Source organism: Nocardioides exalbidus, assembly GCF_900105585.1.
In the GTDB taxonomy this organism is placed as follows: domain Bacteria; phylum Actinomycetota; class Actinomycetes; order Propionibacteriales; family Nocardioidaceae; genus Nocardioides; species Nocardioides exalbidus.
On sequence record NZ_FNRT01000002.1, the window covers coordinates 1,667,492 to 1,690,074 of the forward strand.

The 22,583-nt window shown below is 71.4% G+C and carries 23 protein-coding genes and 1 pseudogene; 10 read left to right on the forward strand and 14 right to left on the reverse strand.

What is annotated here, in order from left to right:
* Positions 1 to 51 precede the first annotated feature (51 nt).
* On the reverse strand, positions 52 to 1,224 hold the full coding sequence (locus BLV76_RS08325; RefSeq protein ID WP_281246156.1) for a nucleotide sugar dehydrogenase: 1,173 nt from the start codon (positions 1,222 to 1,224) through the stop codon (positions 52 to 54).
* Between the two features lie 131 nt (positions 1,225 to 1,355).
* On the opposite strand from BLV76_RS08325, the gene BLV76_RS08330 reads away from it, so the two are divergent.
* The gene (locus tag BLV76_RS08330; RefSeq protein WP_090968710.1) at positions 1,356 to 2,033 is read left to right on the forward strand and encodes a ribbon-helix-helix domain-containing protein; all 678 of its coding nucleotides are present in this window, start codon (positions 1,356 to 1,358) and stop codon (positions 2,031 to 2,033) included.
* Here BLV76_RS08330 and BLV76_RS08335 read toward each other — a convergent pair.
* The 5 genes and pseudogenes from BLV76_RS08335 to BLV76_RS08355 form a co-directional block, all read right to left on the reverse strand.
* A pseudogene (locus BLV76_RS08335) lies at positions 2,030 to 3,045 on the reverse strand (IS481 family transposase). The gene BLV76_RS08330 and the pseudogene BLV76_RS08335 overlap by 4 nt on opposite strands.
* 111 nt (positions 3,046 to 3,156) lie before the next feature.
* Positions 3,157 to 4,179 carry a hypothetical protein gene (locus BLV76_RS08340; RefSeq protein ID WP_090968711.1) on the reverse strand — a complete coding sequence of 341 codons (1,023 nt, stop codon included), beginning with the start codon at positions 4,177 to 4,179 and terminating at the stop codon, positions 3,157 to 3,159.
* Positions 4,152 to 5,642: a WXG100 family type VII secretion target gene (locus tag BLV76_RS08345; protein ID WP_090968712.1), complete on the reverse strand. Its 1,491-nt coding sequence runs from the start codon at positions 5,640 to 5,642 to the stop codon at positions 4,152 to 4,154. Before BLV76_RS08345 ends, BLV76_RS08340 begins: the two co-directional genes overlap by 28 nt.
* Complete coding sequence (locus BLV76_RS08350; RefSeq protein ID WP_090968713.1) at positions 5,626 to 5,910, reverse strand: hypothetical protein; 285 nt, start codon at positions 5,908 to 5,910, stop codon at positions 5,626 to 5,628. Before BLV76_RS08350 ends, BLV76_RS08345 begins: the two co-directional genes overlap by 17 nt.
* An 88-nt stretch (positions 5,911 to 5,998) precedes the next feature.
* Positions 5,999 to 6,733: a hypothetical protein gene (locus BLV76_RS08355; RefSeq protein WP_090968714.1), complete on the reverse strand. Its 735-nt coding sequence runs from the start codon at positions 6,731 to 6,733 to the stop codon at positions 5,999 to 6,001.
* A gap of 160 nt (positions 6,734 to 6,893) precedes the next feature.
* On the opposite strand from BLV76_RS08355, the gene BLV76_RS23305 reads away from it, so the two are divergent.
* Entirely contained in the window at positions 6,894 to 7,025 is a 132-nt protein-coding gene (locus tag BLV76_RS23305) for a hypothetical protein (protein WP_281246157.1), read from the forward strand.
* On the opposite strand, the gene BLV76_RS08360 is transcribed toward BLV76_RS23305, so the two are convergent.
* Together BLV76_RS08360 and BLV76_RS08365 are read right to left on the reverse strand one after the other, a co-directional pair.
* Entirely contained in the window at positions 7,019 to 7,696 is a 678-nt protein-coding gene (locus tag BLV76_RS08360) for a VOC family protein (protein ID WP_090968715.1), read from the reverse strand. The genes BLV76_RS23305 and BLV76_RS08360 overlap by 7 nt on opposite strands.
* A 27-nt stretch (positions 7,697 to 7,723) precedes the next feature.
* Positions 7,724 to 8,329, reverse strand: a complete 606-nt coding sequence (locus BLV76_RS08365; RefSeq protein ID WP_090968716.1) for a DUF998 domain-containing protein — start codon at positions 8,327 to 8,329, stop codon at positions 7,724 to 7,726.
* Between the two features lie 31 nt (positions 8,330 to 8,360).
* On the opposite strand from BLV76_RS08365, the gene BLV76_RS08370 reads away from it, so the two are divergent.
* On the forward strand, positions 8,361 to 8,783 hold the full coding sequence (locus tag BLV76_RS08370) for a DUF1810 domain-containing protein (protein ID WP_090968717.1): 423 nt from the start codon (positions 8,361 to 8,363) through the stop codon (positions 8,781 to 8,783).
* A 40-nt stretch (positions 8,784 to 8,823) separates the two neighbouring features.
* Entirely contained in the window at positions 8,824 to 8,946 is a 123-nt protein-coding gene (locus BLV76_RS23310; protein ID WP_281246158.1) for a hypothetical protein, read from the forward strand.
* Between the two features lie 174 nt (positions 8,947 to 9,120).
* On the opposite strand, the gene BLV76_RS08375 is transcribed toward BLV76_RS23310, so the two are convergent.
* On the reverse strand, positions 9,121 to 9,906 hold the full coding sequence (locus tag BLV76_RS08375) for an ABC transporter permease (protein ID WP_090968718.1): 786 nt from the start codon (positions 9,904 to 9,906) through the stop codon (positions 9,121 to 9,123).
* Positions 9,906 to 10,841 carry an ABC transporter ATP-binding protein gene (locus tag BLV76_RS08380; RefSeq protein ID WP_090972491.1) on the reverse strand — a complete coding sequence of 312 codons (936 nt, stop codon included), beginning with the start codon at positions 10,839 to 10,841 and terminating at the stop codon, positions 9,906 to 9,908. Before BLV76_RS08380 ends, BLV76_RS08375 begins: the two co-directional genes overlap by 1 nt.
* Positions 10,842 to 11,276: 435 nt before the next feature.
* Between BLV76_RS08380 and BLV76_RS08385 the strand changes: the two genes are divergently transcribed.
* On the forward strand, positions 11,277 to 11,882 hold the full coding sequence (locus BLV76_RS08385) for a hypothetical protein (protein ID WP_139306527.1): 606 nt from the start codon (positions 11,277 to 11,279) through the stop codon (positions 11,880 to 11,882).
* A 1-nt stretch (position 11,883) separates the two neighbouring features.
* On the opposite strand, the gene BLV76_RS08390 is transcribed toward BLV76_RS08385, so the two are convergent.
* The gene (locus BLV76_RS08390) at positions 11,884 to 13,644 is read right to left on the reverse strand and encodes a sensor histidine kinase (protein WP_090968720.1); all 1,761 of its coding nucleotides are present in this window, start codon (positions 13,642 to 13,644) and stop codon (positions 11,884 to 11,886) included.
* Positions 13,641 to 14,306, reverse strand: a complete 666-nt coding sequence (locus tag BLV76_RS08395) for a response regulator (RefSeq protein ID WP_090968721.1) — start codon at positions 14,304 to 14,306, stop codon at positions 13,641 to 13,643. The genes BLV76_RS08390 and BLV76_RS08395 overlap by 4 nt, the downstream gene beginning before the upstream one ends.
* Positions 14,307 to 14,461: 155 nt before the next feature.
* Here BLV76_RS08395 and BLV76_RS08400 point away from each other — a divergent pair, with 155 nt between their 5' ends.
* The gene (locus tag BLV76_RS08400; protein ID WP_090968722.1) at positions 14,462 to 14,857 is read left to right on the forward strand and encodes a hypothetical protein; all 396 of its coding nucleotides are present in this window, start codon (positions 14,462 to 14,464) and stop codon (positions 14,855 to 14,857) included.
* 100 nt (positions 14,858 to 14,957) lie between these two features.
* On the opposite strand, the gene BLV76_RS08405 is transcribed toward BLV76_RS08400, so the two are convergent.
* Together BLV76_RS08405 and BLV76_RS08410 are read right to left on the reverse strand one after the other, a co-directional pair.
* Positions 14,958 to 16,973: an NADPH-dependent 2,4-dienoyl-CoA reductase gene (locus BLV76_RS08405; RefSeq protein WP_090968723.1), complete on the reverse strand. Its 2,016-nt coding sequence runs from the start codon at positions 16,971 to 16,973 to the stop codon at positions 14,958 to 14,960.
* Complete coding sequence (locus BLV76_RS08410) at positions 16,970 to 17,500, reverse strand: PadR family transcriptional regulator (protein WP_090968724.1); 531 nt, start codon at positions 17,498 to 17,500, stop codon at positions 16,970 to 16,972. The genes BLV76_RS08405 and BLV76_RS08410 overlap by 4 nt, the downstream gene beginning before the upstream one ends.
* A 94-nt stretch (positions 17,501 to 17,594) precedes the next feature.
* On the opposite strand from BLV76_RS08410, the gene BLV76_RS08415 reads away from it, so the two are divergent.
* From BLV76_RS08415 to BLV76_RS08430, 4 genes are all read left to right on the forward strand, one after another.
* Complete coding sequence (locus BLV76_RS08415) at positions 17,595 to 18,743, forward strand: CaiB/BaiF CoA transferase family protein (RefSeq protein ID WP_245734600.1); 1,149 nt, start codon at positions 17,595 to 17,597, stop codon at positions 18,741 to 18,743.
* The gene (locus BLV76_RS08420) at positions 18,740 to 19,471 is read left to right on the forward strand and encodes a glutamine amidotransferase (RefSeq protein ID WP_090968725.1); all 732 of its coding nucleotides are present in this window, start codon (positions 18,740 to 18,742) and stop codon (positions 19,469 to 19,471) included. The genes BLV76_RS08415 and BLV76_RS08420 overlap by 4 nt, the downstream gene beginning before the upstream one ends.
* A gap of 159 nt (positions 19,472 to 19,630) precedes the next feature.
* Positions 19,631 to 21,073 carry a flavin-containing monooxygenase gene (locus BLV76_RS08425; protein WP_090968726.1) on the forward strand — a complete coding sequence of 481 codons (1,443 nt, stop codon included), beginning with the start codon at positions 19,631 to 19,633 and terminating at the stop codon, positions 21,071 to 21,073.
* A 194-nt stretch (positions 21,074 to 21,267) separates the two neighbouring features.
* Complete coding sequence (locus BLV76_RS08430) at positions 21,268 to 22,545, forward strand: ABC transporter substrate-binding protein (protein ID WP_090972495.1); 1,278 nt, start codon at positions 21,268 to 21,270, stop codon at positions 22,543 to 22,545.
* The last annotated feature ends 38 nt before the right edge of the window (positions 22,546 to 22,583 follow it).

The window sequence follows — 22,583 nt, forward strand, 5'->3', positions numbered from 1 at the left end:
TACTTCACGGGCGCGCCGCGGACGGACCTCGATGGTCTGACCGTCAGGCAGTCAGTCGCCGCCGAAGAGGTCGCGCGTGTAGACCTTGTCCTTCACGTCGGCGAGCTCCTCGACCATCCGGTTGGCGACGATGACGTCGGCCTTCACCTTGAACTTGTCGAGGTCGCGGTAGACCTTCGAGCCGAAGAACTTGGCCTCGTCGAGCTCGGGCTCGTAGATCACGACCTTCACGCCCTTGGCCTTGAGCCGCTTCATGATCCCCTGCACCGACGACTCGCGGAAGTTGTCCGAGCCGGCCTTCATGATCAGGCGGTGGATGCCGACGACCTTGGGCTCGCGGTCGAGGATGTCGAAGGCGATGAAGTCCTTGCGGGTCGTGTTGGCGTCGACGATCGCGGAGATCAGCGTCTGCGGGACGTCGGAGTAGTTGGCCAGCAGCTGCTTGGTGTCCTTCGGTAGGCAGTAGCCGCCGTAGCCGAACGACGGGTTGTTGTAGTGGGTGCCGATCCGCGGGTCGAGCCCCACGCCGTCGATGATCGAGCGCGAGTCGAGGCCGCGCGAGAGGGCGAAGGAGTCGAGCTCGTTGAAGTAGGCCACCCGCATCGCGAGGTAGGTGTTGGCGAAGAGCTTGATCGCCTCGGCCTCGGTGGGGGCGGTGAAGAGCACCGGTACGTCGTCCGCGTCGGCGCCCTTGAGCAGCAGCTCGGCGAAGGCGCGCGCCCGCTCGGAGTCCTCGCCCACGACGATCCGGGCGGGGAAGAGGTTGTCGTGCAGAGCCCGGCCCTCGCGGAGGAACTCGGGGGAGAAGATCACGTTGGCGGTGCCGAGTCGCTGGCGGACGTCCTCGATGTAACCCACCGGCACCGTCGACTTCACGACCATCGTCGCGTGCGGGTTGAGCCGCATCACGTCGCGCATCACCGCCTCGATCGAGGAGGTGTCGAAGTAGTTGGTCTCGGGGTCGTAGTTCGTCGGCGTCGCGATGATCACGAAGTCGGCACCGGCATGGGCCTCGTCGGCGTCGGTGGTGAACGCGAGGTCGAGGTCCTCCTCGGCGAGGAAGCGCGAGATGTCCTCGTCGTGGATCGGGCTCTCGCCGCGGCGGAGCTGCTCGATGCGGTCGGCGACGAGGTCGAGGCCGACGACGGTGTTGTGGCGCGACAGCAGCACGGCCATGGAGAGGCCGACGTAGCCGAGCCCGGCGACGGAGATCTTCGTGGTCACGCCGTCAGTCTGCCGCAGGCCGGTGGCCGCGAGGTGAATCGCGCATGGCGTACGCCGTTTTGCGGACGCGAGCGCTCGGCGTGCCGCACCCTTGTCCTGCGCTGGAGGCGGTGCGAGCACAGGGGGACGAGATGAACCGACGCGTCGGGTGGTGGGTGCAAGCGGGCCTGGGCGCGCTGTTCGCGGTGACCCTGCTGAGGGTCCCCGGAGGAGTCTTCGTTGTCGTCGCCGTGCTGCTCCTCCTCGTCTTCCGAGGCGCGGCCTCCAGGTCCGGACGTCAGTCGGGGACCGACCCCGCGGAGAACGGACGTGCTGGCGCCCGTGTGCGCCGGTCCGGCCGCGCTCGCACGTCCGTCGACCTGGGACCTGACGTCGCCGATCGCCTGACCAGGCTCGCCGGCGAGCTGGTGATCCCGGGCGGCCGCAGCAACGACGAGGTCATGCGCGATGCCACCCGGGTCTACGCCCAGCTGCCTCCCGAGGTGCGCGCCGAGCTCGCCAAGGACGCACCCGAGAAGGACGGGCTCCACGTCGAGGTCAGCGGGCCGCTCGGTCCTGCGTTCGCCCGGCTGATGGGCCTGCCGCCGGACGTCGTCGCACCTGGTCAACCGACCTCTTCGGATCCTGCACCGACTGCGACAGCCCCCGGCCGCGGCATCCTGGCGCCCAGTGAGCTGACCGGCTACGAAGGTCCGCTTGCCGGGGCGGTGCCGGAGGGCTGGTACCGCACGGCTGATGGGTCGCGTGAGCGCTGGTACAACGGCGTGAGCTGGACGGCGCACATCCGGGAAGTCGGTTCCGGCGACTAGTTGTACTGACCCGGCAGGTTGGTCACGCGGCTGATGGGCGGGTGGCCTGCGAGTGAGCTGTGTGCACGGTGATGGTTGTAGATGTGCAGCCAGGCTGGCAAGGCCCGTCGTCGGGCGGTCTCGCTGGAGTACGGCTTGGCGTAGGCCCACTCGGTGAGCAGGGTGCGGTTGAAGCGTTCTGCTTTGCCGTTGGTTTGAGGTCGGTACGGACGGGTGCGGCTGTGTCGGCATCCGGTCTCGTCAATGGCCTCGGCCCACATGCGTGAGCGGTAGCAGGCGCCGTTGTCGGTCAGCACTCGACGGATGTGGATGCCCATGGCGTTGAACCACGCCACGGCTCGACGCCAGAACCCGGCCGCGGTGGCGCCCTGCTCGTCGGAGTGGATCTCGCAGTAGGCCAGTCGGGTGTGGTCGTCGATCGCGGTGTGGATGTAGGCGTAGCCCAGGTTCGGTCGGCCGTGGACCTTGCGGGGCCGGTCCGGGTCGCGGTGCGCCTGGCTGTTCACCCCGCGCCCTGGCTGCGGCCGTGGATGCGCCAGCCGCCGCCGTCGGGGATGTTGCCGAGCTTCTTGATGTCGACGTGGACCAGATCGCCCGGGTATGGGTGCTCGTAGCGCACCACGGGGTCACGGCGGACCGGCAGGCCGGTGGCGCGATCGATCCCGACCAGCTTGGGCAGTCCAAGCCGCGCGATCACCCGTCCCACCGTGGAAGAGTTCATGTCGAGCCGGCCGGCGATCTGCACGGGGCCGAGTTGTTTGGTGGTGCGCAGGTGCTTGACCTTGGCCTCGAGCCGGCGGCTGGTGCGTCGTGGCGAGTGGTGTGGCCGGCTGGATCGGTCGCCCATAGCTGAGGGACCGTGCTCGCGGTAGCGGTCGGCCCACCGCTTCGCGGTCGTGGGTGAGACCTGGAACCGCTCGGCAGCACGTCGTAGCGGCCAGCCGTCCTCGACGACACAGCGGGCCAGATACAGCCGCCCTCGCGGGGTCAGCGTGGCATTAGCGTGGGACATGGAGACCTCCGGGATCTGGGGTGCGAATGCGTGGTTGCTTCACACCTCACCCGGAGGTCTCCATCTCGTCTAGACCCAGTCGGCTGTCACCAACCTCTGTGGTCAGTACAACTAGTCGGCGATCGGCGTCAGGTCGCTCGGCAGGACGGCGGGCATGCCGGAGGACTGACGCGGGCCGACCTCGAGGTCGGTGGGGGCGCACGTCACCGACGGGTCGAGCGGCTGGAGCTCGGTGACCCAGTCGCCGTCGGGTCCCTCGGCCATCGTCAGGGTGATGCGCAGCTGGGCGCCGTTGCGGGCGAAGGTCGCGTCGACCACGGCCGGCAGCCCGTCGATCGTCCGGACGAACGTCGCCCTGGTCGCACCGCCACCGCCACAGGCGGCGTAGGTCAGCTGCCAACCGGGCAGTCGCGCCGAGAGGTCGGCGACCGTTCCGGACGCGACGTCGAGCTCGGTGACGGGGGCGCGTCGCCGGTTGACCCCGGGCTCGAGGCGGGGCGAGGCCAGCCGGACGCCCAGCGCGTCGAGCGCGGGGTCGGCGTTCGCGGCGTCGACGACGTCGCTGCCGGGGTCGTCGCTCCACGCGGCAACGTCCTCGTCGGCGTCCTCGTCGCCGAGCGGCGCCGACTGCAGCGGAGGCGCCTCGAACAGCGGCGACTCCCCGTCCAGGCACGTGCGCGCGATCTCGTCGGGCACCGACCACCGCGTGTCGAGGTGGTGCCGGGTCAGCGCGCGCACGCCGGCCTGCGCACCGGTGCCGTCGGGATTGACCGAGAGGATGGCCACCGCGCCGTCGGGTCCGGCGAGCGCCATCTGCACCGCATCGCCACAGGTGCTCGACGTCGGCGACCACCCCGCCTCCTCGGCGAGCCGCAGCTCGGAGCGCGCGGCCGCCGCGGCGTCGGTGTCGTACGTCGTGAGCCGCCGGGCGACGACCCGCGTGACCTGGCCGTTGCTCCCGAGCGCGGGCCCGGCGACGGTCGCGGAGTCGGGTGCCACCCACGGGTCGGACCAGACGGCCACCGCCCGCTCGAGGTCCGAGCGGTCGGAGGTGATCTCGGGGTCGCTGCTGCACCCGGCCAGGGCAGGCAGGGCGAGCGCGAGCGTCAGGACGAGGGCGTGACCGCGAACCACGGCTCGTCCCAACCGGAGACCCCGAGGTTCCCGCTGGTGAAGTCGTCGCGCGAGATGGTCGCCTCCTGCCCGGACGCCGGGTCGAAGACGGTGATCGTGTCCCCCGAGCTGCCCGTGACCAGCACGACGTGCCCCGGTCGGGTGGTGTCGCCGACGTAGAGCGGCACGTTGTGACCGCTCTCCACCGCCGTGGCGATGTGGTCGTAGGTCGCGCCGCGGTCGCCGGGGGACACCGTCTCCACCTCGTAGTCCGTGCCGGGCACCCCACTGCCGCCCTCGGACGACATCTCGTTGGCGACCGCCCACGGCTGCGTGCCGGCGGCCTCGGGCCACGGGAACTGCAGGTCGCCGTCGCGGTCGCGGTGGCTGTTGGTGCGGTCGTGCATGGCCAGCGACTCGTCGGCGAAGCGCTGCTCGGGCGTGCGCGGGTCGGTGACCCCGGTCTCGGGGTCGTAGCCGGTCTCGATCCACAGGGCGTAGGCCGGGTCGTTGAGCATCCGCGACATCACCAGGCTGGACGAGCCGCACGTCGTCTGGTCGGGCTGGGAGTAGGAGCCGTCGGTCGGCGGGTCGAGGGCGTCGAGCTCCGACGGACTCATGGTGTGGAGCTTGTCGAGGTAGTTGGACAGCGCCGTGCCGGTGAGGCCGGAGGCCACGCCGGCGATGATCCACGCGCGCTCCTCGTCGCTCCGTGCGCCGGCGAGCGCGTCGCGCACGGCCTGCTGCTCGGCGGGGCTGAGCTTGCCGAACGCCTCGTCGTAGTCCCCCAGCGCCGACCCGGAGAGCGGGCCGTCCTCGTCCTCCCAGCCGTTGACCAGCGACACCGGGCTGATGCCGTCGGGCAGGTGGTCGGGGAGGTCGATCTCGTCCATCGCGGTGCGGATCGCGTTGCGCGCCACCCGGACGGCAGCGGCGGCGTCCTCGTAGGCGCCGATGGCCTCGCGGATCGCGTGGACGACGCCCTCGACGACGCCGCGGAGGAAGTCGACGAGCTCCCACGGGAGCAGGTCGCCCCACGAGAGCGACAGGTTCTTGCGCAGCATGTCGTCGGCCCGGCGGTGGCGGTCGCGGGCGTCGGTCATCGCCTCGGCGAGCGCGTCGAGGGCGGTCGCGACGTCGCGGCACGCGGGCGGGACGGTGTCGGTGCGGGTGCGCAGGCGCCCCATCGACGTGCGGAACCCGTCTCCCGAGGTGCCGTCCCACGCGGTGGGGCCGATCTTGTCGCGGCAGGTGGCGAGCTCGTCGGTGGCGTTGTCGACCGAGGTGGCGATGCGGCGCCAGACGGCGGCCGCTGCCGTGAGGTCCCCGGGCTCCGGCTCGGGCGGCTGGGTGGCGATCTCGACCGCCTGCGCGACCGCGTCGACGATGGTCTGCGCGGCGTCCCACGGCGGCCAGAGGTCGATGTCCTCGACCGTCGACAGGACGGTCCTCAGGCCGGCGACGGCGTCATCGAGCAAGCCCATGGAACTCTCCCGCCGAGTTGCCGTCGCTCGCCACGAAGTCGGCGATGCACTGCTCGGTGTTGACGTGGTGCTCGGCGATCACGCCGAGGACCACGCGGAGCACGCCGTCGAGGTCGCTGGCCGCGTCGGCGAGCGTCGCTGCGAGGTCGGCCAGGTCGTGACCGGCGGCGTCGGCGGTGCGGGTGAGCGCGTCCTGCACCTCGGCGTGGGCGTTGTCGCCGTAGACCCAGCCGGCCCGGACGGCCTCGGGGTCGAGAATGATCGTCATGCGAACCCTCCCTGTCTGAGGAGAGAGTTCCCCCGCCGGCAGGTCCGAAACGCGGGACCTGCCGGCTGGGGATGACGGGCGGTGCCGACTAGCTCCGGTCGCTCGAGTCGCCGGTGACGACGACGTAGAAGCGCTTGCGGGTGTCGGCGGTCGTGAAGCTGCCGTCGCTGTTGCGCGGGCTCACGACGAGGTGGTTGCTGTTGCCGGTGCCGGGAGGCGCGCAGTTGACCACGTTGGGCTGGCACATCGCGGCCGTGACCTCGCCCGAGAACTCCGGGTTGGCGTCGGCACCGGGCGCGCGGCCGGTGGTGATCATGTCGCCGTTCTGGTCGACGGTGTTCTGGAGCGCGATCGTGGTGATGATGCCGTTGTTCGACAGGTCCTCACCGGCATTGATGTAGACGTTGCCGTTGGCGCGCAGGCCGGCCGCGTCCGTGGCGGTCGGCGCGAGCGTCGGGTAGGCGGCGGTCACGGTGAAGCCGCCGGACTGGGCGATGATCGCGCCGGTCGCGTCGACGAGGGCCCAGCGACCCACACCGGCCGGACCCTGCGGACCGGTCTTGCCGGCCGGGAGCTGGCCGGCCTTGAAGTCACGGGCACGCAGCGAGCCGTCCTTCACCTGCTTGGCACCGATCGTGCCGGTCTTGATGTCCTTGCCCTGGATCGTCTTGTCCTTGATGTCCACCGAGGCGACGGAGTTGTTCTTGATGTCCGCGGAGCCGATCAGGCCGGTGGCGTACGACGTACCGGTGGAGGCCACGACCAGCGCCAGGACCGAGACGGCCAGGGACGGGGACGGGCGGCGGAGTGCGGGGAGGCGCATGGGAGTGACCCTTCGTCGACAGGGCCGCCGGGATCGACGGCTTGCCACGTGGTTCGGAGGTGGTGCGGGTCACAGATGTCCGACTTAAGTATGGAACTTCGTGAGAGGCCTCTCATCGAGCTCTCATCAGTGCCTTGGAGCGCTCCTGCAGGGTTGGCCCATGGGCATGGGAAAGAAGTTCGCAGCATTCGGCATCGCCAAGAAGGTCTACGACGAGGCGCGCAAGCCGCACAACCAGGCGAAGATCAAGGCCGCCGTGCGCAAGGTGCAGGAGCGCCGCAAGCGCTACTGACCACTGCGGGGGAACACGCAGAACTCGTTGCCCTCGGGGTCGGCGAGGACCGTCCATCGCGGCTGGTCCCACAGGTGGGTCGCACCGCGAGCGAGCAGCTCGTCGACGTCGCCTTTGACGTCCCAGTGCACGCGGTTCGGCTCGGTGCGGGGCTCGGGCACGTTGTTGAAGTCGAGCGTCATCCGCTCGTCGACGGCGATGCCCGTCAACGTCCAGCAGTCCTCGAGGTCCTGGCTCGGGTCGGCCCCGAAGAGCTCACCCCACCACGAGGCGAGGGCCTCGGCGTCCTTGCAGTCCACACCGATGCCGTGCAGCCGGTATGCCGCGAGGTCCGCCGGGTCGCGCACGAACGCGCAGAAGTCGTTGCCCTCGGGGTCAGCCATCCGTGTCCAGCCGAGCCCCGTCTCGGACGCCGGGGCGGTGACGGTCGCGCCGAGCGCCACGAGCTCGGAGACGGACGCGCAGTCGATGTCGAGGTGGGTGCGGTTCTTCGCCCGTCGTGGCCGGTCGACGGGGTTGACCCAGACCGTGTGTCTCTCGCTCGGACCACGCAGTGACGCCGGCGGCTCGGGATCGCCGATGCGCAGGCCGATGACGCGGCTCCAGAACTGCGACATCACCGGGACGTCGAGCGCGTCGAGGCACAGGTCCTGCCAGGTCACCGGGCTCATGGGCGCAGTCAACCACCGCTGATGAGGTCAGGTCGCGGACGATCTCCGCAGCTGGGTCCACGCGAAGGCCGCGAGCCCCCCGAGCACCGGCCAGAGCGCGGCGCGCTCGAGCGCACCGGCCACCCGGCTCTCCTCGCCCGACAGCACGAAGCCGACAGCACCTGCCGCCGTGACGATCCCGGTCGCGAGCAGCGCCTTCGCGAGCCGCGGCCTCTCGTGCTTGAGCCGGTGGCCGAGCAGCGCCAGCGCGAGCGGCTGCGCGACGAACAACGGCGTCGCCGCCATCGCGTGCAGCGTCGCGTCCTGGTCGAGCGGCGCCAGCCCGACGGCGTACGAGCTCGCGCCGGACACCACGAGCAGCCCCGTCACCCACGGGCCGAGCGGCTTCGCCATGAGCAGCGCGCCGCCGGCGAGCGCGACGCCGTAGCCCATGAACGACCCGTTCATCACCGCGTGGCGCGGTGAGCTGTAGCCGTCGGTCGTCCCGACCTCGCCGAGCTTGCTGACGGTGTCGGCGACGAAGCTGTACCCGCCCCGCGTCCCTGCGGCCGTCACCACCTCGGTGAGGACGTACGTCGGTCGCAGCAGGAGGACGAGCGCGCCGAGCTGCGTCGCGCGGGAGGTGGGAGGCACGCGGACACGCTATCCGGGGTAGACAGGGGGCATGGACCTCGACCGCTTCGTGCTCGCCCAGGACGCCGGCGGCACCTACGGGAGCGCGCTCGTGGAGCTGCGTGCCGGGCGGAAGACCTCGCACTGGATGTGGTTCGTCTTCCCGCAGGTCGCGGGGCTAGGCCGGTCCTCGATGGCCCAGCAGTACGCCGTCTCGGGGCTCGCCGAGGCGACGGCCTACCTCGCCCACGACGTGCTCGGGCCGCGGCTGCGGGAGTGCTGCCAGGCGCTGCTCGACCTCGACGCCTCGTCGGCGGACGACGTGCTGGGCTCGGTCGATGCGATGAAGCTGCGCTCGTCGATGACCCTCTTCGCGCGGGCCGACCCGTCCGAGCCGCTCGTCGCCGAGGTGCTCGACCGCTACTTCGGCGGGCGCGCGGACGAGCGGACGACCGAGCTGCTCGACCCCCGCTAGGGGTGTGCAGAACCGACCGGGAGCGGCGTAGGCAGGAGGCATGACCACCACGCCCCCGCTCCCCGATCCCGAGATCATCCCGCCCGGCGACCCCAGTGGGCCTGCGCCGATCGACCCCGGCCAGCCCGACGCGCCGCCGACCGAGCCCTCGCCGCTGCCGTAGCGCTCAGCCGATCCGCTCCGCGACCGAGGCGATGATCCCCTCGGGACCGCGGATGTGGGGCCCCGGGCTCCGGTTCCTCGACATCACACCGTTACCGAGCAGTCCGGTCGTCGAACCGGTCTCCGGGGAACCCGACTGTTCGGTAACGCGGTGGCCGCGACCGTGGCGCCGGTGTCAGACCCGCGCGGTGTCCTTGCTCATCCGCCAGGCCGCGCCGAGGACGAAGATCGCGAACCACACGACCGCGTTGACGATCGCGAACCAGGGCAGGTCGCGGGTCAGGGGCGCGCGGGCGACCTCGGCGACGCCGTACATCGGGGTCCAGTAGGCGATGTCGCGGATGAGCGGGCTGTACTGGGAGAGCGGGATGAACAGGCCGCCGAGGAAGGACAGCAGCGCCAGGCCGGGGCCGAGGATCTGCATGGTGTTCTCGCCGGGCACCAGGTAGCCGACGAAGACGCCGAGCGCGGCGAAGCTCATCGTGCACACGAGCGTGGTGACGATGCACTCGAGCCACGTCGCGGTCGGCATGTCGGGCTGGCCGCGGAAGGCGCCGACGAGGTTGACGACGGCGATGGCGAGGGCGGCCATGGCCAGCGCGACCAGGGCCTTCACCAGGATGTACGCGAGCGGGTTGAGCGGGGTGAGCCGCAGCTGGCGGGACCACCCGAGGGCGCGCTCGACCGCGACCATGGCGCCGCCGGACGCCGCGATGAGCGCGCCGCCGTAGAGAGCCATCGAGACCATGACGTAGGCCGCGACGTTGCCGACGCCGACCCGCTCGTCGCCGCCCGCGCCCGAGCCGAAGACGAAGAACATCGCGGTCGGGAAGACGAGGGTGAAGATGATGGTGCGGCGGTTGCGCATCATCCGCCGGAGCTCGATGGCGAGGATGGTCCGGTTGAACCCGCCGAGCGGCGGGACCCGTCGGGAGGTGGGGTCGATCGTGGCGCTGCTCATCACTTCTCCTCGGTGGTCAGGCTCAGGAAGGCGTCCTCGAGGCCGTGCGAGGTGATCTCGACGTCTCGTGCGGCGGTCTCGGTCAGGAGGTAGCGGGCGACCGCGTCGCTGTCCTTGGCGCGGACGAGCACGGTGTCGCCACGCACCTCGACACCGTCGACGCCCCCAAGAGCGGCCAGTCGGTCGGTGTCGGCGCCGGGCAGGGTGGCCCGGACCGTACGCCCTGCGGCCAGCGCGCGGATCTCGGAGCCGCTGCCGTCGGCGACGACGCGGCCCCTGGAGATCAGGACGATGCGGTCGGCGTACTGGTCCGCCTCCTCGAGGTAGTGCGTGGCGAACAGGACCGTGCGGCCCTGCTGGGCATCGCGGCGGATGGCCGACCAGAAGGCGCGGCGGCCCTCGACGTCCATCCCGGTCGTCGGCTCGTCGAGCAGCAGCAGGGCCGGGTCGGGCAGCAGGGCCATCGCGAACCGCAGCCGCTGCTGCTCGCCGCCCGAGCACTTGCCGACCTTGCGATCGGCGATCTCGGTGATGCCGGCGTCGGCCAGCACCTCCGCGACCGGGCGCGTGTCGGCGAAGAGGCTGGCGGTGTAGGCGACGGTCTCGCGCACGGTGAGGTCCTTGATCAGGCCGCCGGTCTGCATGACGGCCGAGACCAGCCCGCGGGCGATGGCCCGGCGGGGCTCGAGGCCGAGCACCTCGACGCGGCCGCTGGTCGGGCGGGACAGCCCGAGGACCATGTCGATGGTCGTGGTCTTCCCGGCGCCGTTGGGGCCGAGGAACGCCACGACCTCCCCATGGTGAAGCTCGAGGTCGATGCCACGGACGGCTTCCACGGAGCCGAAGGACTTGGTCACGCCCTCGAGCCGGACGGCGGGCGCCTGTCCGGCGCCGGTGCCGGGCAGGTCGGGCTGGGACAGCTGGGAGGTGCTCATGTCGCCACGGTCCACCCGCGCGACCGGCCGTGGACACACCGGTCGTCACGACCTCGGCGTGACATCTGTCAGGGCCCGCGGGCTCGGAAGTCCGTCGCTCGCAGGCGGTCCCGGCGCTACCCTCGGGGCCTCGCCCCACCCCTGGGGCGGCCGGGCTCCGCAGGCTCGACCTGCGCGGCGACCGGGATCCGTGAACAGTGGTCCGACCACATCGGCAGGGGTTGCCCGGTGGGCGGGGTCGCGAGGCCCCGCCCACCGGTGTCCTCAGCCCTGACTTGCCGATTCCTCGGACGACTGTCGGGCCCCGCGCCTAGCATTCCGATCGTTCGGCACAGGGTGGGTCTTGTGCCGGTGGGGATCTCGGCTTGGCCAGCGCCATGCTGCCTTCGCAGTGGGCGTTCGTGCCACGCTGCTTGACATCGGGAAGAGAACTTTGTGTTGAAGACGATCAAGACGGCTGTGTTGATTGCTGTAGTGCTGGTCGTCGGTGCCGCCGGGGTCGGCGTTGCCGCGAAGGTAGGCCTGCTCTCACCACTGGGGATCAGCTCCGAGAGCAAGGATTCGCAGGTGATCACTGCGGTCACGCGGACGCAGGAAGTCTCGCTCCTGAGCCTCGGCGTCCAAGGCATCAAGTCGGAGAAGCGCAACAGCGAGGCCTTCGGATTCTCGGTCCCTGGATCGGGCGAGACCGTCTTCATTCAGTACGAGTTCGACGCGAAGCTGGGCATCGACGGCTCGCTGGTCAGGCTGACCAAGACCAGCGAGAACGCCTACGTCGTGTCGGTTCCAGACTTCGCCTTCATCGGCTACAGCGACCCGACGTTCGAGGTCGCCGTCGAGGACAACGGAGTCATGAGCTGGACGACCCCTGACATCGACAAGGTCGAGATGGTCAACGAGATCCTCAACAGCGATGCTCGTCAGGACTATCTCGAGGAGCAACGATCGACGCTGGAGGAGCAAGCGAAGGTCTTCTATGACGGGCTGATCACCGGCATCGACCCCGAGGCGAAGACGACCTACGAGTTCGCAGGCGCCTGACCTAGCCCGCGCGGCCCAGCGGGATCGTCGCCTCCACCACCCCGCCGGCGCTCGTCGCAGCCGCCGAGAGCGAGCCCCCGACCTGGAGCGACCGCTCGCGCATCGACGAGATCCCGACCCCGGGCGTCCAGTCGCTGTCGGAGGTGCCGTCGTCGCGGACGGCCAGCACGAGCGCCCCGTCGCGCACGCCGAGCTCGACGGAGGCCGACGTCGCGCACGAGTGGCGTACGACGTTGGTGAGCGCCTCGACGACGATCCGGTAGGCCGCGACCTCGGAGGCCGCCGGGAGCGGGGGCAGCTCGGCCGGAGCGACGAGCGTGACGGGCAGCGGCGTGCCGGCCGCGGAGTGCAGGGTCGACGCGTGCTGCCGGAGCGCTCCGACGAGGCCGAGCTGGTCGAGCGCCGGCGGGCGCAGGCCCTCGACGAGCCGGCGGATCTCGGTGATCGCGCGGGTGGTGTCCGCGCGGAGCTGGACGAGGAGCTCGTCGGCACGGGCCGGGTCGGCGTGGAGCTGGTTGCGCGCCGCGTCGGTCGCGAAGGCGACGCCACTGAGGGTCGGGCCCAGGCCGTCGTGCAGGTCCCGTCGCAAGCGACGCCGTTCCTCCTCGACCGCGGTGACGACGGCTTCCCGGGACTTCTGCAGGTCACGGCTCATCGCCTGCGCGCGCAGCGTCTGCGCGAGCAGGGGCGCGACGATCCGCAGCACGTCCGCGTCGCCCGCGTCGAGCGAGAGGTCGCCGGCCCGCAGCCCCACCACCACCTCGCCGACCTCGTCGTCGCCGAGCCGCAGCGGCAGCACGCGGGTGTGGGTGACCTCGGTCCCGGACGACGCGAGGGTCTCGCCGCCGGCGCGGAGGCTGGCGTACGGCAGCACGAGCGCCTCGCGCACCGCGGCGAGCGCGAGCGAGGGGTCGTCGCCGATCCGGTCCGCGACCGACGTGGCCGCCTGCAGCGGGTCGGGCCGGTCGCCGAAGAGGAGCTGGTCGACCACCCCGCGGAGCAGCACCTGCAGGGGTCGTACGCCGAACGCGAGCAGGCCGCACAGCACCACGAGCGGCGTCGCCCGGAGCGGCGTGCCTCCGACGACCTCGATTGCCGAGGCGAGCCCGATCGCGGCCGAGAGGTAGGCGAGGAACACGGTGGTGGCGACGACCGCCTGCGTGACGAGGCCGCGTACGTCGACCACCTCGGGACGCACGACGCCGATGGCCATCGCGACCGGACCGACGGCGAGCGCGACCACGAACACCGGGCCGACGTCGGTCATCACGCCGGTCCCGGCGGACTCGCCCAGGAAGCCGAGGAAGGTGACGGCCAGTCCGGCTCCGATCCAGCCGAGCGTGCTCCAGGTGAGCGCGCGCCGGTCGTCGCTCGTGCCCTGCTCGAAGGCCCACCACGCGTGGACGAGCAGCGCGCCGACGACCACGAACCCGAGCGGATAGATCGCCACGGGCCACGCCGCCGAGATGGCGCCGCCGCCGACGAGCACGACGAGGACCACGAAGGAGAGCGGGTCGCGCCAGCTGAGCCGGGGGTACGACAGCACGGCCAGGGGCAGGGCCAGGCAGCCGGCCACGAGGAAGATCCGGCCGGCCGCCGCATCGCTGCCGAGCAGCGCCAGGCCCGACGCGAGGAGCAGGAGCAGGCCACCCGCCACCAGGGCGACGGCGCTGGAACGCGCCCGGCCGCTCTTCCGGACGACCCACCCCGAGCCCGTGGTCACCAGCCCGAGCGCCGCCGAGGCGACGAGGGCGGCACTCACGGGCCGCCCAGCCCGCCCTGTCGCGCGCGCACGATCGCGGCCGACCGGTCGGCGACCTCGAGCTTCACGAAGATCGAGGAGATGTGGTTGGCGACGGTCTTCGGGGACAGGAAGAGCCGCTCGGCGATGACCTGGTTGCGGACCCCGGCCGCCATGAGGTCGAGCACCTCGCGCTCGCGCGCGGTGAGGTCGGGGAACGGATCGGCGACCGGCGGGGGCGCCGCGAAGTAGCCGAGCACCCGCTGGGCGACGCCCGGGCTGAAGATCGCCTCGCCCGCCACGACCGCACGGATGGCGCGGTCGATCTCGACCTGCGCGGCTCCCTTGAGGAGGTAGCCCTGGGCGCCCGCGCGCATCGCGCCGAAGACCGTGTCGTCGTCGTCGAACATCGTCAGCGCCAGCACGGCCACCCCCGTGGTCGCCTCGCGGATGCGGCGGGTCGCCTCGAGCCCGTCGATGCCGGGCATCCGGATGTCCATCAGGACGACGTCGGGCCTCGCCAGCACGACCTCGCGCACCGCGGCCTCGCCGTCGGTCGCCTCGCCCACGACCTCGAAGCCGGGCAGCGACTCCAGCAGCGCGCGCAACCCGCCCAGCACGACCGGGTGGTCGTCGACGAGCACCACGCGGATCGGCTGCGCCGTGGAGCGGGCATCGGACATGGGTCCATCGTCCCGCCCGGCGGCCGGTCTGTCCCGGGGGCTGGCACCTATCCGTGCCGGGAATCCTCCCGGAGGATGGGGAGCGCACATCGATGCCGACAGGGGTGCCGCGCGGCCACCGTGGAGCCATCAGCCACTCGTCCCGAGGAGTCACGATGACCACCACCGCAAGCCCCGCGACCAGCGAACGCACCATCTGGAGCACGAAGAACAAGGTCGGCCTCGGCCTGGCGATCTTCTACGCGATCACCAACCTGCCGAGCGCCCTGATGCCGCCGGACACCGGCGACGAGGCCGGCCCGCCGATGGCGATCCTCGTCGTCTGCTCGATCCTCTCGGCCGTCGCGCTCGTCGCCGCCGTCATCGCCTGGCGCAGGGGCAGCCGGCCCGCCGCCCGCCTCACCGCCGCCAGCCTGATCATCGTCACGCTCACCTCGGTGCCGGCCTTCTTCGTCGACGTGCCCGCCGCGATCAAGGCCATCGTCGCCGCCGGGGTCATCTGGACGATCGTCATGGTCGTGCTGATGTTCTCCCCGCCGAAGCGCGCCTGAGCCACCTGCTTCGAGGGCGGTCACCGGATATCCGGTGACCGCCCCGGTTGTCGGCCCAGATCTGGGGGACGAAGCGGGAGACTCGGGTGCAAAGGTCGCCTCAGAGAGCCGCCACGACCTCGGTCCCCTGCCGGATCGCGCGCTTGGCGTCGAGCTCCGCGGCGACGTCGGCGCCGCCGATCAGGTGCACGCCGTCGCGCGCCAGGTCGTCGTACAACCCGCGCACGGAGTCCTGCCCGGCGCAGACCACGATCGTGTCGGCCTCGATCACGCGGGTCACCCCGTCGACGGTCACGTGGAGGCCGTCGTCGTCGATCCGGTCGTAGGTCGCGCCGCTGACCTGCGTGACCCTCGACTGCTTGAGCACGGCGCGGTGCGCCCAGCCCGAGGTCTTGCCCAGGCCGATGCCGATGGGCGTGGTCTTGCGCTGCACGAGCGTCACCTCGCGGGTCGGCGTGCGCGGCTTCTTCTCGACCAGTCCGCCCTCGTGCAGGGCCGGGTCGCCGACGCCCCAGTGGGCCATCCAGTCGTCGAGGTCCTCCGGCTCGTGCGTGAGGAAGACGGACACGTCGACGCCGATGCCGCCCGCGCCGATCACGGCCACGCGCCGGCCGGGGGTGACGGCGCCGCTCAGCACGTCGGCGTACGACGCCACAGACGGGTGGTCGATGCCGGGGATCTCCGGGATGCGGGGCTCGACGCCCGTCGCGACGACGACCTGGTCGAAGCCGGCGAGGTCGTCGGGCGTGGCCTCGGTGCCGAGCCGGACGTCGACGCCGAGCACCTCGAGCCGGCGGGTGTAGTAGCGCAGCGTGTCGGCGAAGTCCTCCTTGCCGGGGACGGCCATGGCCAGCCGGAACTGACCGCCGAGCGAGGCCGACTTCTCGAAGAGCGTCACCGCGAAGCCGCGCTCGGCGGCGGACGTGGCCGCCGCCAGGCCGGCCGGGCCGGCACCGACGACCGCGACGGCCTGCTTGCGCAGGGTCGGCATCAGCACGAGCTCGGTCTCGTGGCAGGCGCGCGGGTTGACCAGGCAGCTGGCGCGCTCGTTGCTGAAGACGTGGTCGAGGCAGGCCTGGTTGCAGGCGATGCAGGTGTTGATCTCGTCGGCGCGCTCGTCCATCGCCTTGGCGACGAAGGCCGGGTCGGCCAGCAGCGGGCGGGCCATCGACACCAGGTCGGCCTCGCCGGCGGCGAGGATGTCCTCGGCGAGCTCCGGGGTGTTGATCCGGTTCGACGCGCAGACCGGGACGTCGACGACCTGCTTCAGTCGGGCGGTGTGCGACCGCCACGCGCCGCGCGGGACCTGCGTGATGATCGTCGGGACGCGGGCCTCGTGCCAGCCGATGCCGGTGTTGAAGACGGTCACGCCGGCCGCCTGCAGGTGCAGCGCGAGCTCGGCGGTCTCCTCCCACGTCTGGCCGCCCTCGACCAGGTCGAGCAGGGAGATCCGGTAGACGATCGGGAAGTCGGGGCCGACGAGCTCGCGCGAGCGTCGTACGACCTCGACGGCGAAGTGCATCCGCCGCGCCGGCGAGCCGCCCCACTGGTCGTCGCGGTCGTTGGTGCGCGCGGCGAGGAACTGGTTGATGAGGTAGCCCTCGGAGCCCATGATCTCGACCGCGTCGTAGCCCGCCTTGCGCGCCAGGGCGACGCTCTTCGCGAAAGCGGTCGCGGTGTGGTCGACCTCCTTCGTCGACATCGCGCTCGGCTTGAACGGCGTGATCGGCGACTTCTTGTCCGACGCGCTCTGCGAGAGCGGGTGGTAGCCGTAGCGGCCGGCGTGGAGCACCTGCAGGGCGATCGCCCCGCCGGCGTCGTGCACCGCGCCGGTGATCCGCTCGTGCCGCATGGCGTGCAAGCGGTTGGTCATCTCGCTCGCGAACGGCTTGAGCCAGCCGCGCTTGGTGGGCGCGTAGCCGCCGGTGATGATCAGGCCGACACCGCCGCGCGCCCGCTCGGCGAAGAACTCGGCGAGCTTGTCGATGTCCCACGGGTGGTCCTCGAGCCCGGTGTGCATCGAGCCCATCACCACGCGGTTGCGCAGCGCGACGGCATCGTCGCCGGCGCCGAGCACCAGCGGCTCGAGGAGGTGGGGGTAGAGGGGGTGCGTCATGCCGTCTTCTCCAGGTAGTCGGTGATCCAGTCGATCCAGAAGTGCTCGAGCCCGATGCCGCCGCGGAGCACGAGCCACTGGTCGCGCGCCGCCTCGTCCAGGCCGGTGGGGTCGGGGAACTGCTCGCGCTCCATCAGCTCGTAGGCCGCCAGCCGGGCGACGTGCTCGGCCCTGGTCGTCGCGAGGTGGGAGGCGAGCCTCGCGCGGTCGCCGTACGACGCACCGCGCAGCTTGACGGCCAGCTCGCTGCGGAAGGTCTCCATCGGCAGCGGCTCGGCCAGCCACTCCCGCAGGGCCGCGCGCCCGAGGTCCGACGGCGTGTGGACCTTCTTGTCCGGCCGGCCCTCCTGGGCGACGACCTCGACCGTCACCCAGCCGTCGTCGACCATCCGGCCGAGGACGCGGTAGATCTGCTGGTGCGTCGCGTGCCAGAAGAAGCCGAGCGACCTCTCGAAGCGCCGGGTGAGCTCGAGCCCGCTCGCGGGTCGCTCGCTGAGCGCGACGAGGAGGGCGTGCTCGAGGGCCATGGCGCCAGTGTGCGGCACCTATGCAACGAGTTGCAAGGTGAGCGGTGCCACTGCCCCTCGCGACCGTGACAGCGGCGGTGTCATGATCGGGCGCATGACGTACGAGCTGGGGCAGGGGACGGGGCCGCTGCGGGGCGTGGGGGTGGTGGAGGTCGCGGGCATCGGGCCGGGTCCGCACGCGTGCATGCTGCTGGCCGACCTGGGTGCCGACGTGATCCGCATCGACCGCCCGGGCGGTGGGATGTTCGCCGCAGGTAGGGCCGACCTGCTCAACCGGGGCCGTCCGAGCGTCGCGCTGGACCTGAAGAAGCCGGAGGCCGTGGCGACCGTGCTCGACCTCGTGGAGCGGGCCGACGTGCTGGTCGAGGGGATGCGTCCCGGAGCGATCGAGCGGATGGGGCTCGGGCCGGACGTGTGCCTGGAGCGCAACCCGCGCCTGGTGTTCGGGCGGATGACCGGCTGGGGCCAGGACGGCCCGTGGAGCCAGGTCGCGGGCCACGACATGAACTACATCGGCATCACCGGCGCCCTCGACGGGCTCGGCCAGGATCCCGGCCGCCCGCACTTCCCGGGCAACCTCCTCGGCGACTTCGGCGGCGGGTCGACGTACCTCGTCATCGGGATCCTCGCCGCCCTCCTCGAGGCACGCTCCAGCGGCCGTGGTCAGGTCGTCGACGCCGCGATCGTCGACGGCACCGCCCACCTCAACGCGATCGCGTCGAGCTTCGTGGCCATGGGCATCGCGAGCGGGCGCCGTCGCGAGGGGATGCTCGACGGCGGCGCGCCCTGGTACGACGTCTACGAGACGTCGGACGGCCGCCACGTCAGCGTCGGGGCCCTCGAGCCACAGTTCTGGGCCGCGCTCGTCGAGCGGATCGGCGTCGACCTGCCCGACCGCGACGACCCTGCCAACGCCGGGGCGATCCGCGACGCCCTCACCGCACGCTTCCGGGAGCGCACGCAGGCCGAGTGGTCCGAGGTCTTCGACGGCACCGACGCCTGCGTCGCACCCGTCGTACCCCTCGCCGACGCGCCCGCCCACCCGCACCTCGCCGCCCGCGGCACCTTCGTCGCGCCCGACGGCGTCACCCAGCCGGCTCCCGCACCGCGCTTCTCGCGCACGCAGGCCACCCTCGGCCAGGCTCCCGGCCTCCCCGGCGAGCACACCCGCGAGGCCCTCGCCGCCTGGGGCATCGACGGCGTCGACGCCCTCCTCGAGTCCGGCGCGGCCGTCCAGACGTGAAGCCCTTCCTCTTCCTCGGCACCCGCGCGGAGGACGACGTCGCCCAGCAGGAGTACGACGCCGTGCTCGCCGGCTGCGGCCTGCGACCGGACGAGCTGGTGCGGGTGCGCCTCGAGCAGGGGCCGCTCGCGCCGGTCGACCTCGACGACTGGTCGGGCGTGATCCTCGGTGGCGGGCCCTTCAACGTCTCCGACCCCGAGGAGTCGAAGTCGCCCGCCCAGCGTCAGGCGGAGGCCGACCTCCACGACCTCGCCGTGCGCGCGGTCGCGGCCGACTTCCCGTTCCTCGGCGCCTGCTACGGCATCGGCGTGCTCGGCAGCCTGGGCGGTGGGATCGTCGACCGGACCTGGGGCGAGCCGATCTGCGCGCTGCCGGTGCGGCTGACCGACGAGGGGAGGGCCGACCCGCTCCTCGGCACGATGCCGCCCGAGTTCACGGCCTACCTCGGCCACAAGGAGGCCGTGTCGCGACTGCCCGAGGGCGCGGTCCTGCTCGCCTCGACCGACACGTGCCCGGTGCACGCCTTCCGGATCGGGCTCAACGTCTATGCCACGCAGTTCCACCCCGAGCTCGACGCGGTCGCGATCTGCGACCGGATCGACGCCTACAGCTCGCACGGCTACTACGAGCCGCACGAGCAGGAACGGCTCAAGGCCGAGGCGCGCGACGCGCTGGTGACGGAACCGGTCCGGCTGCTCGCCCGGTTCGTGGAGCTGTACGCCCGCTGAGGTCGCGCCGGCCGACCTTTGCACCCGAGTCTCCCGCTTCGTCCCCCAGATCTGGGCCGACAACCGGGGCGGTCACCGGATATCCGGTGACTCGCGCCCCAGATCACTGAGGTGTAACTCATAGTTACATTCCGGCGGGACCTGACCTACATTGGAGGCATGAGCGAGCACGTCGACGTCCTGATCATCGGGGCCGGGCTGTCGGGCATCGGCGCCGCGGCCCACCTGGTCAAGGACCTGCCGGGGACGTCGTACGCCCTCCTCGAACGGCGCGCGGTGAGCGGCGGGACGTGGGACCTGTTCCGCTACCCCGGCGTCCGGTCCGACTCCGACATGCACACGCTCGGCTACCGCTTCCGGCCGTGGCGCGGGGACACGGCGCTGGCCGACGGCGCCTCGATCCTCGACTACGTCCGCGACACCGCGCGGGAGTACGGCGTCGACCGCCACGTCCGCTACGGCCACCGCGTCACGACGTGCTCGTGGGACTCGCAGACCGCCCGCTGGACCGTCACGTCGGACGTCGACGGGGAGCAGCGGACGATGACCGCGGACTTCCTCTGGTCGTGCAGCGGCTACTACGACTACGACCAGGGCTACACGCCCGACTTCGAGGGCCAGGAGCGCTTCCGCGGGCAGGTCGTGCACCCGCAGCACTGGCCCGAGGACCTCGACTACGCCGGCAAGCGCGTCGTGGTCATCGGCTCCGGCGCGACGGCCGTGACCCTGGTGCCGGCGATGGCTAGGGCCGGCGCGGCCCACGTGACGATGCTGCAGCGCTCCCCGACCTACGTCCTCTCGGTGCCGGGCAAGGACGCGGTGAAGCGCCGCCTGACGAAGGTCGTCGGCGAGGGCCCGTCCTACGCCGTCACCCGCTGGAAGAACATCGTGCTCCAGTCGGCCCTCTTCAAGGTCAGCAAGAGCCGGCCGGCGCTGGTGCGAAAGGTCGTGCGGAAGACCAACGTCGCGATGCTGCCGCCGGGCTACGCCGTCGACACGCACTTCAACCCGGCCTACGACCCGTGGGACCAGCGGATGTGCCTGGTCCCCGACGGCGACCTCTTCGCGGCCATCAAGGACGGCACCGCGTCGGTGGTCACCGACCGGATCGCGACCTTCACCGAGACCGGCCTCGACCTCGCCTCCGGCGACCGCCTCGAGGCCGACGTCGTCGTCACCGCGACCGGCCTGAACCTGCAGGTCTTCGGCGGTGCCGAGCTCGTCATCGACGGCGAGGCGGTCAAGCCCCATGAGACGATGGCCTACCGGGCGATGATGCTCTCGGGGGTGCCCAACTTCGCCTTCACGATCGGCTACACCAACGCGTCGTGGACCCTGAAGGCCGACCTCGTCGGGGAGTACGTCGTCCGCGTCCTGAAGCGGCTGCGCGCGACCGGCACCCACACCGTCGTACCGGTCCGGGACGAGTCGGTGGCCGAGGTCCCGCTGATGGACTTCGACTCCGGCTACGTCCAGCGCCTCGTCCACACCCTGCCCCGCCAGGGCACCGAGGAGCCGTGGTCGCTGAAGCAGAGCTACCTCCACGACGCCGTCAGGATCCGCACCGCGAAGCTCGACGACGGCGTCCTGACGTGGTCGTGACCCGGTCCTGAACGTTCCAATCGTGGAAGCGCTCCCACATTTGCGGGACGACCTCCACGCGCGCCATTGACATCCGATGTGACGGCTGACACATTGACGGCGGACGGAAGTGGAAGCGCTCTCACACTTCTCACCCCCCGTCCGCCAGGCCGGACGACCAGTTCGGTTCCCCGCAGGATGGCAGGAGTGCAGTGGTGCAGACCCCGAAGAGCCGGCGAGTACGACTCGCCACGAGCGCACTGGTGGCGCTCACCCTCGCGACGACCGCGGCCGCCTGTGGCGGCGGCGGTGACGACGCGAGCGCAGACGGCACGACCACGATCACCGTGGCCACGTTCAACGAGTTCGGCTACGAGGGCCTGATCGACGAGTGGAACGCCGCCAACGACGACATCAAGATCAAGCAGGTCAAGGTCGGCACCTGGGACGACGCCAAGGCCAACCTCTACACCAAGCTGGCGGCCGGCTCCGGCCTGTCCGACATCGAGGCCATCGAGGGTGACGCGATGCCCGCGATCATGGCCGAGAGCGACGCCTTCGCCGACCTCACCGACCCCGCGCTCGACGGCCGGTGGCTGGACTGGAAGGCCGCGGCCGGCACCAACTCCGAGGGCCAGATGATCGGCTACGGCACCGACGTGGGCCCGGAGGGCATCTGCTACCGCGCCGACCTCTTCAAGAAGGCCGGTCTCCCGACCGACCGCGACGAGGTCGCCAAGCTGATGGGCACCTGGGACGACTACTTCGCCACCGGCGACAAGTTCGTCGAGGCGATGCCCGGCGCCGCGTGGTACGACTCCTCGGGCGGGCTGGCCCAGGCCATGCTCAACCAGGTCGCGAACCCGTTCGAGACCGACGACGGCACCGTCGACGTGGAGAACCCCGAGCTCGAGGCCGTCTACACCGCCGTGACCGACAACGTCGAGCGCGGCCTGTCCACGCGGATCGCCCAGTGGGGCGACGACTGGAACGCGCAGTTCCAGAAGGACGCCTTCGCCACGATGGCCTGCCCGGGCTGGATGATGGGCATCATCGAGGGCAACTCCGAGGGTGTCGACGGTTGGGACATCGCCAACGTCTTCCCCGGCGGCGGCGGCAACTGGGGCGGCTCGTTCCTGACCGTCCCGGCCCAGGGTGACCACCAGGAGGAGGCCAAGAAGGTCGCTGCCTGGCTGACCGCGCCCGAGCAGCAGGCCAAGGCCTTCAAGGCGGTGGGAGCGTTCCCCAGCCAGGTCGAGGCCCAGGACTCGCCCGAGGTCAACGAGGCGACCAACGCCTTCTTCAACGACGCGCCGATCGGTGAGATCACCGCCGACCGTGCCGCCGCCATCACCGTGCAGCCCTTCAAGGGTCCGAAGTACTCCGACATCCTCACGGCCTTCCAGGCGGCCATCCTCCGGGTCGACGACGGCTCGAAGGACCCCGACGCCTCGTGGGACCAGTTCCTGGCCGACGTCGAAGCACTGGGCTGACCGGCCCCTCACCGGCCCCTGACCGCCCACCACCGAAC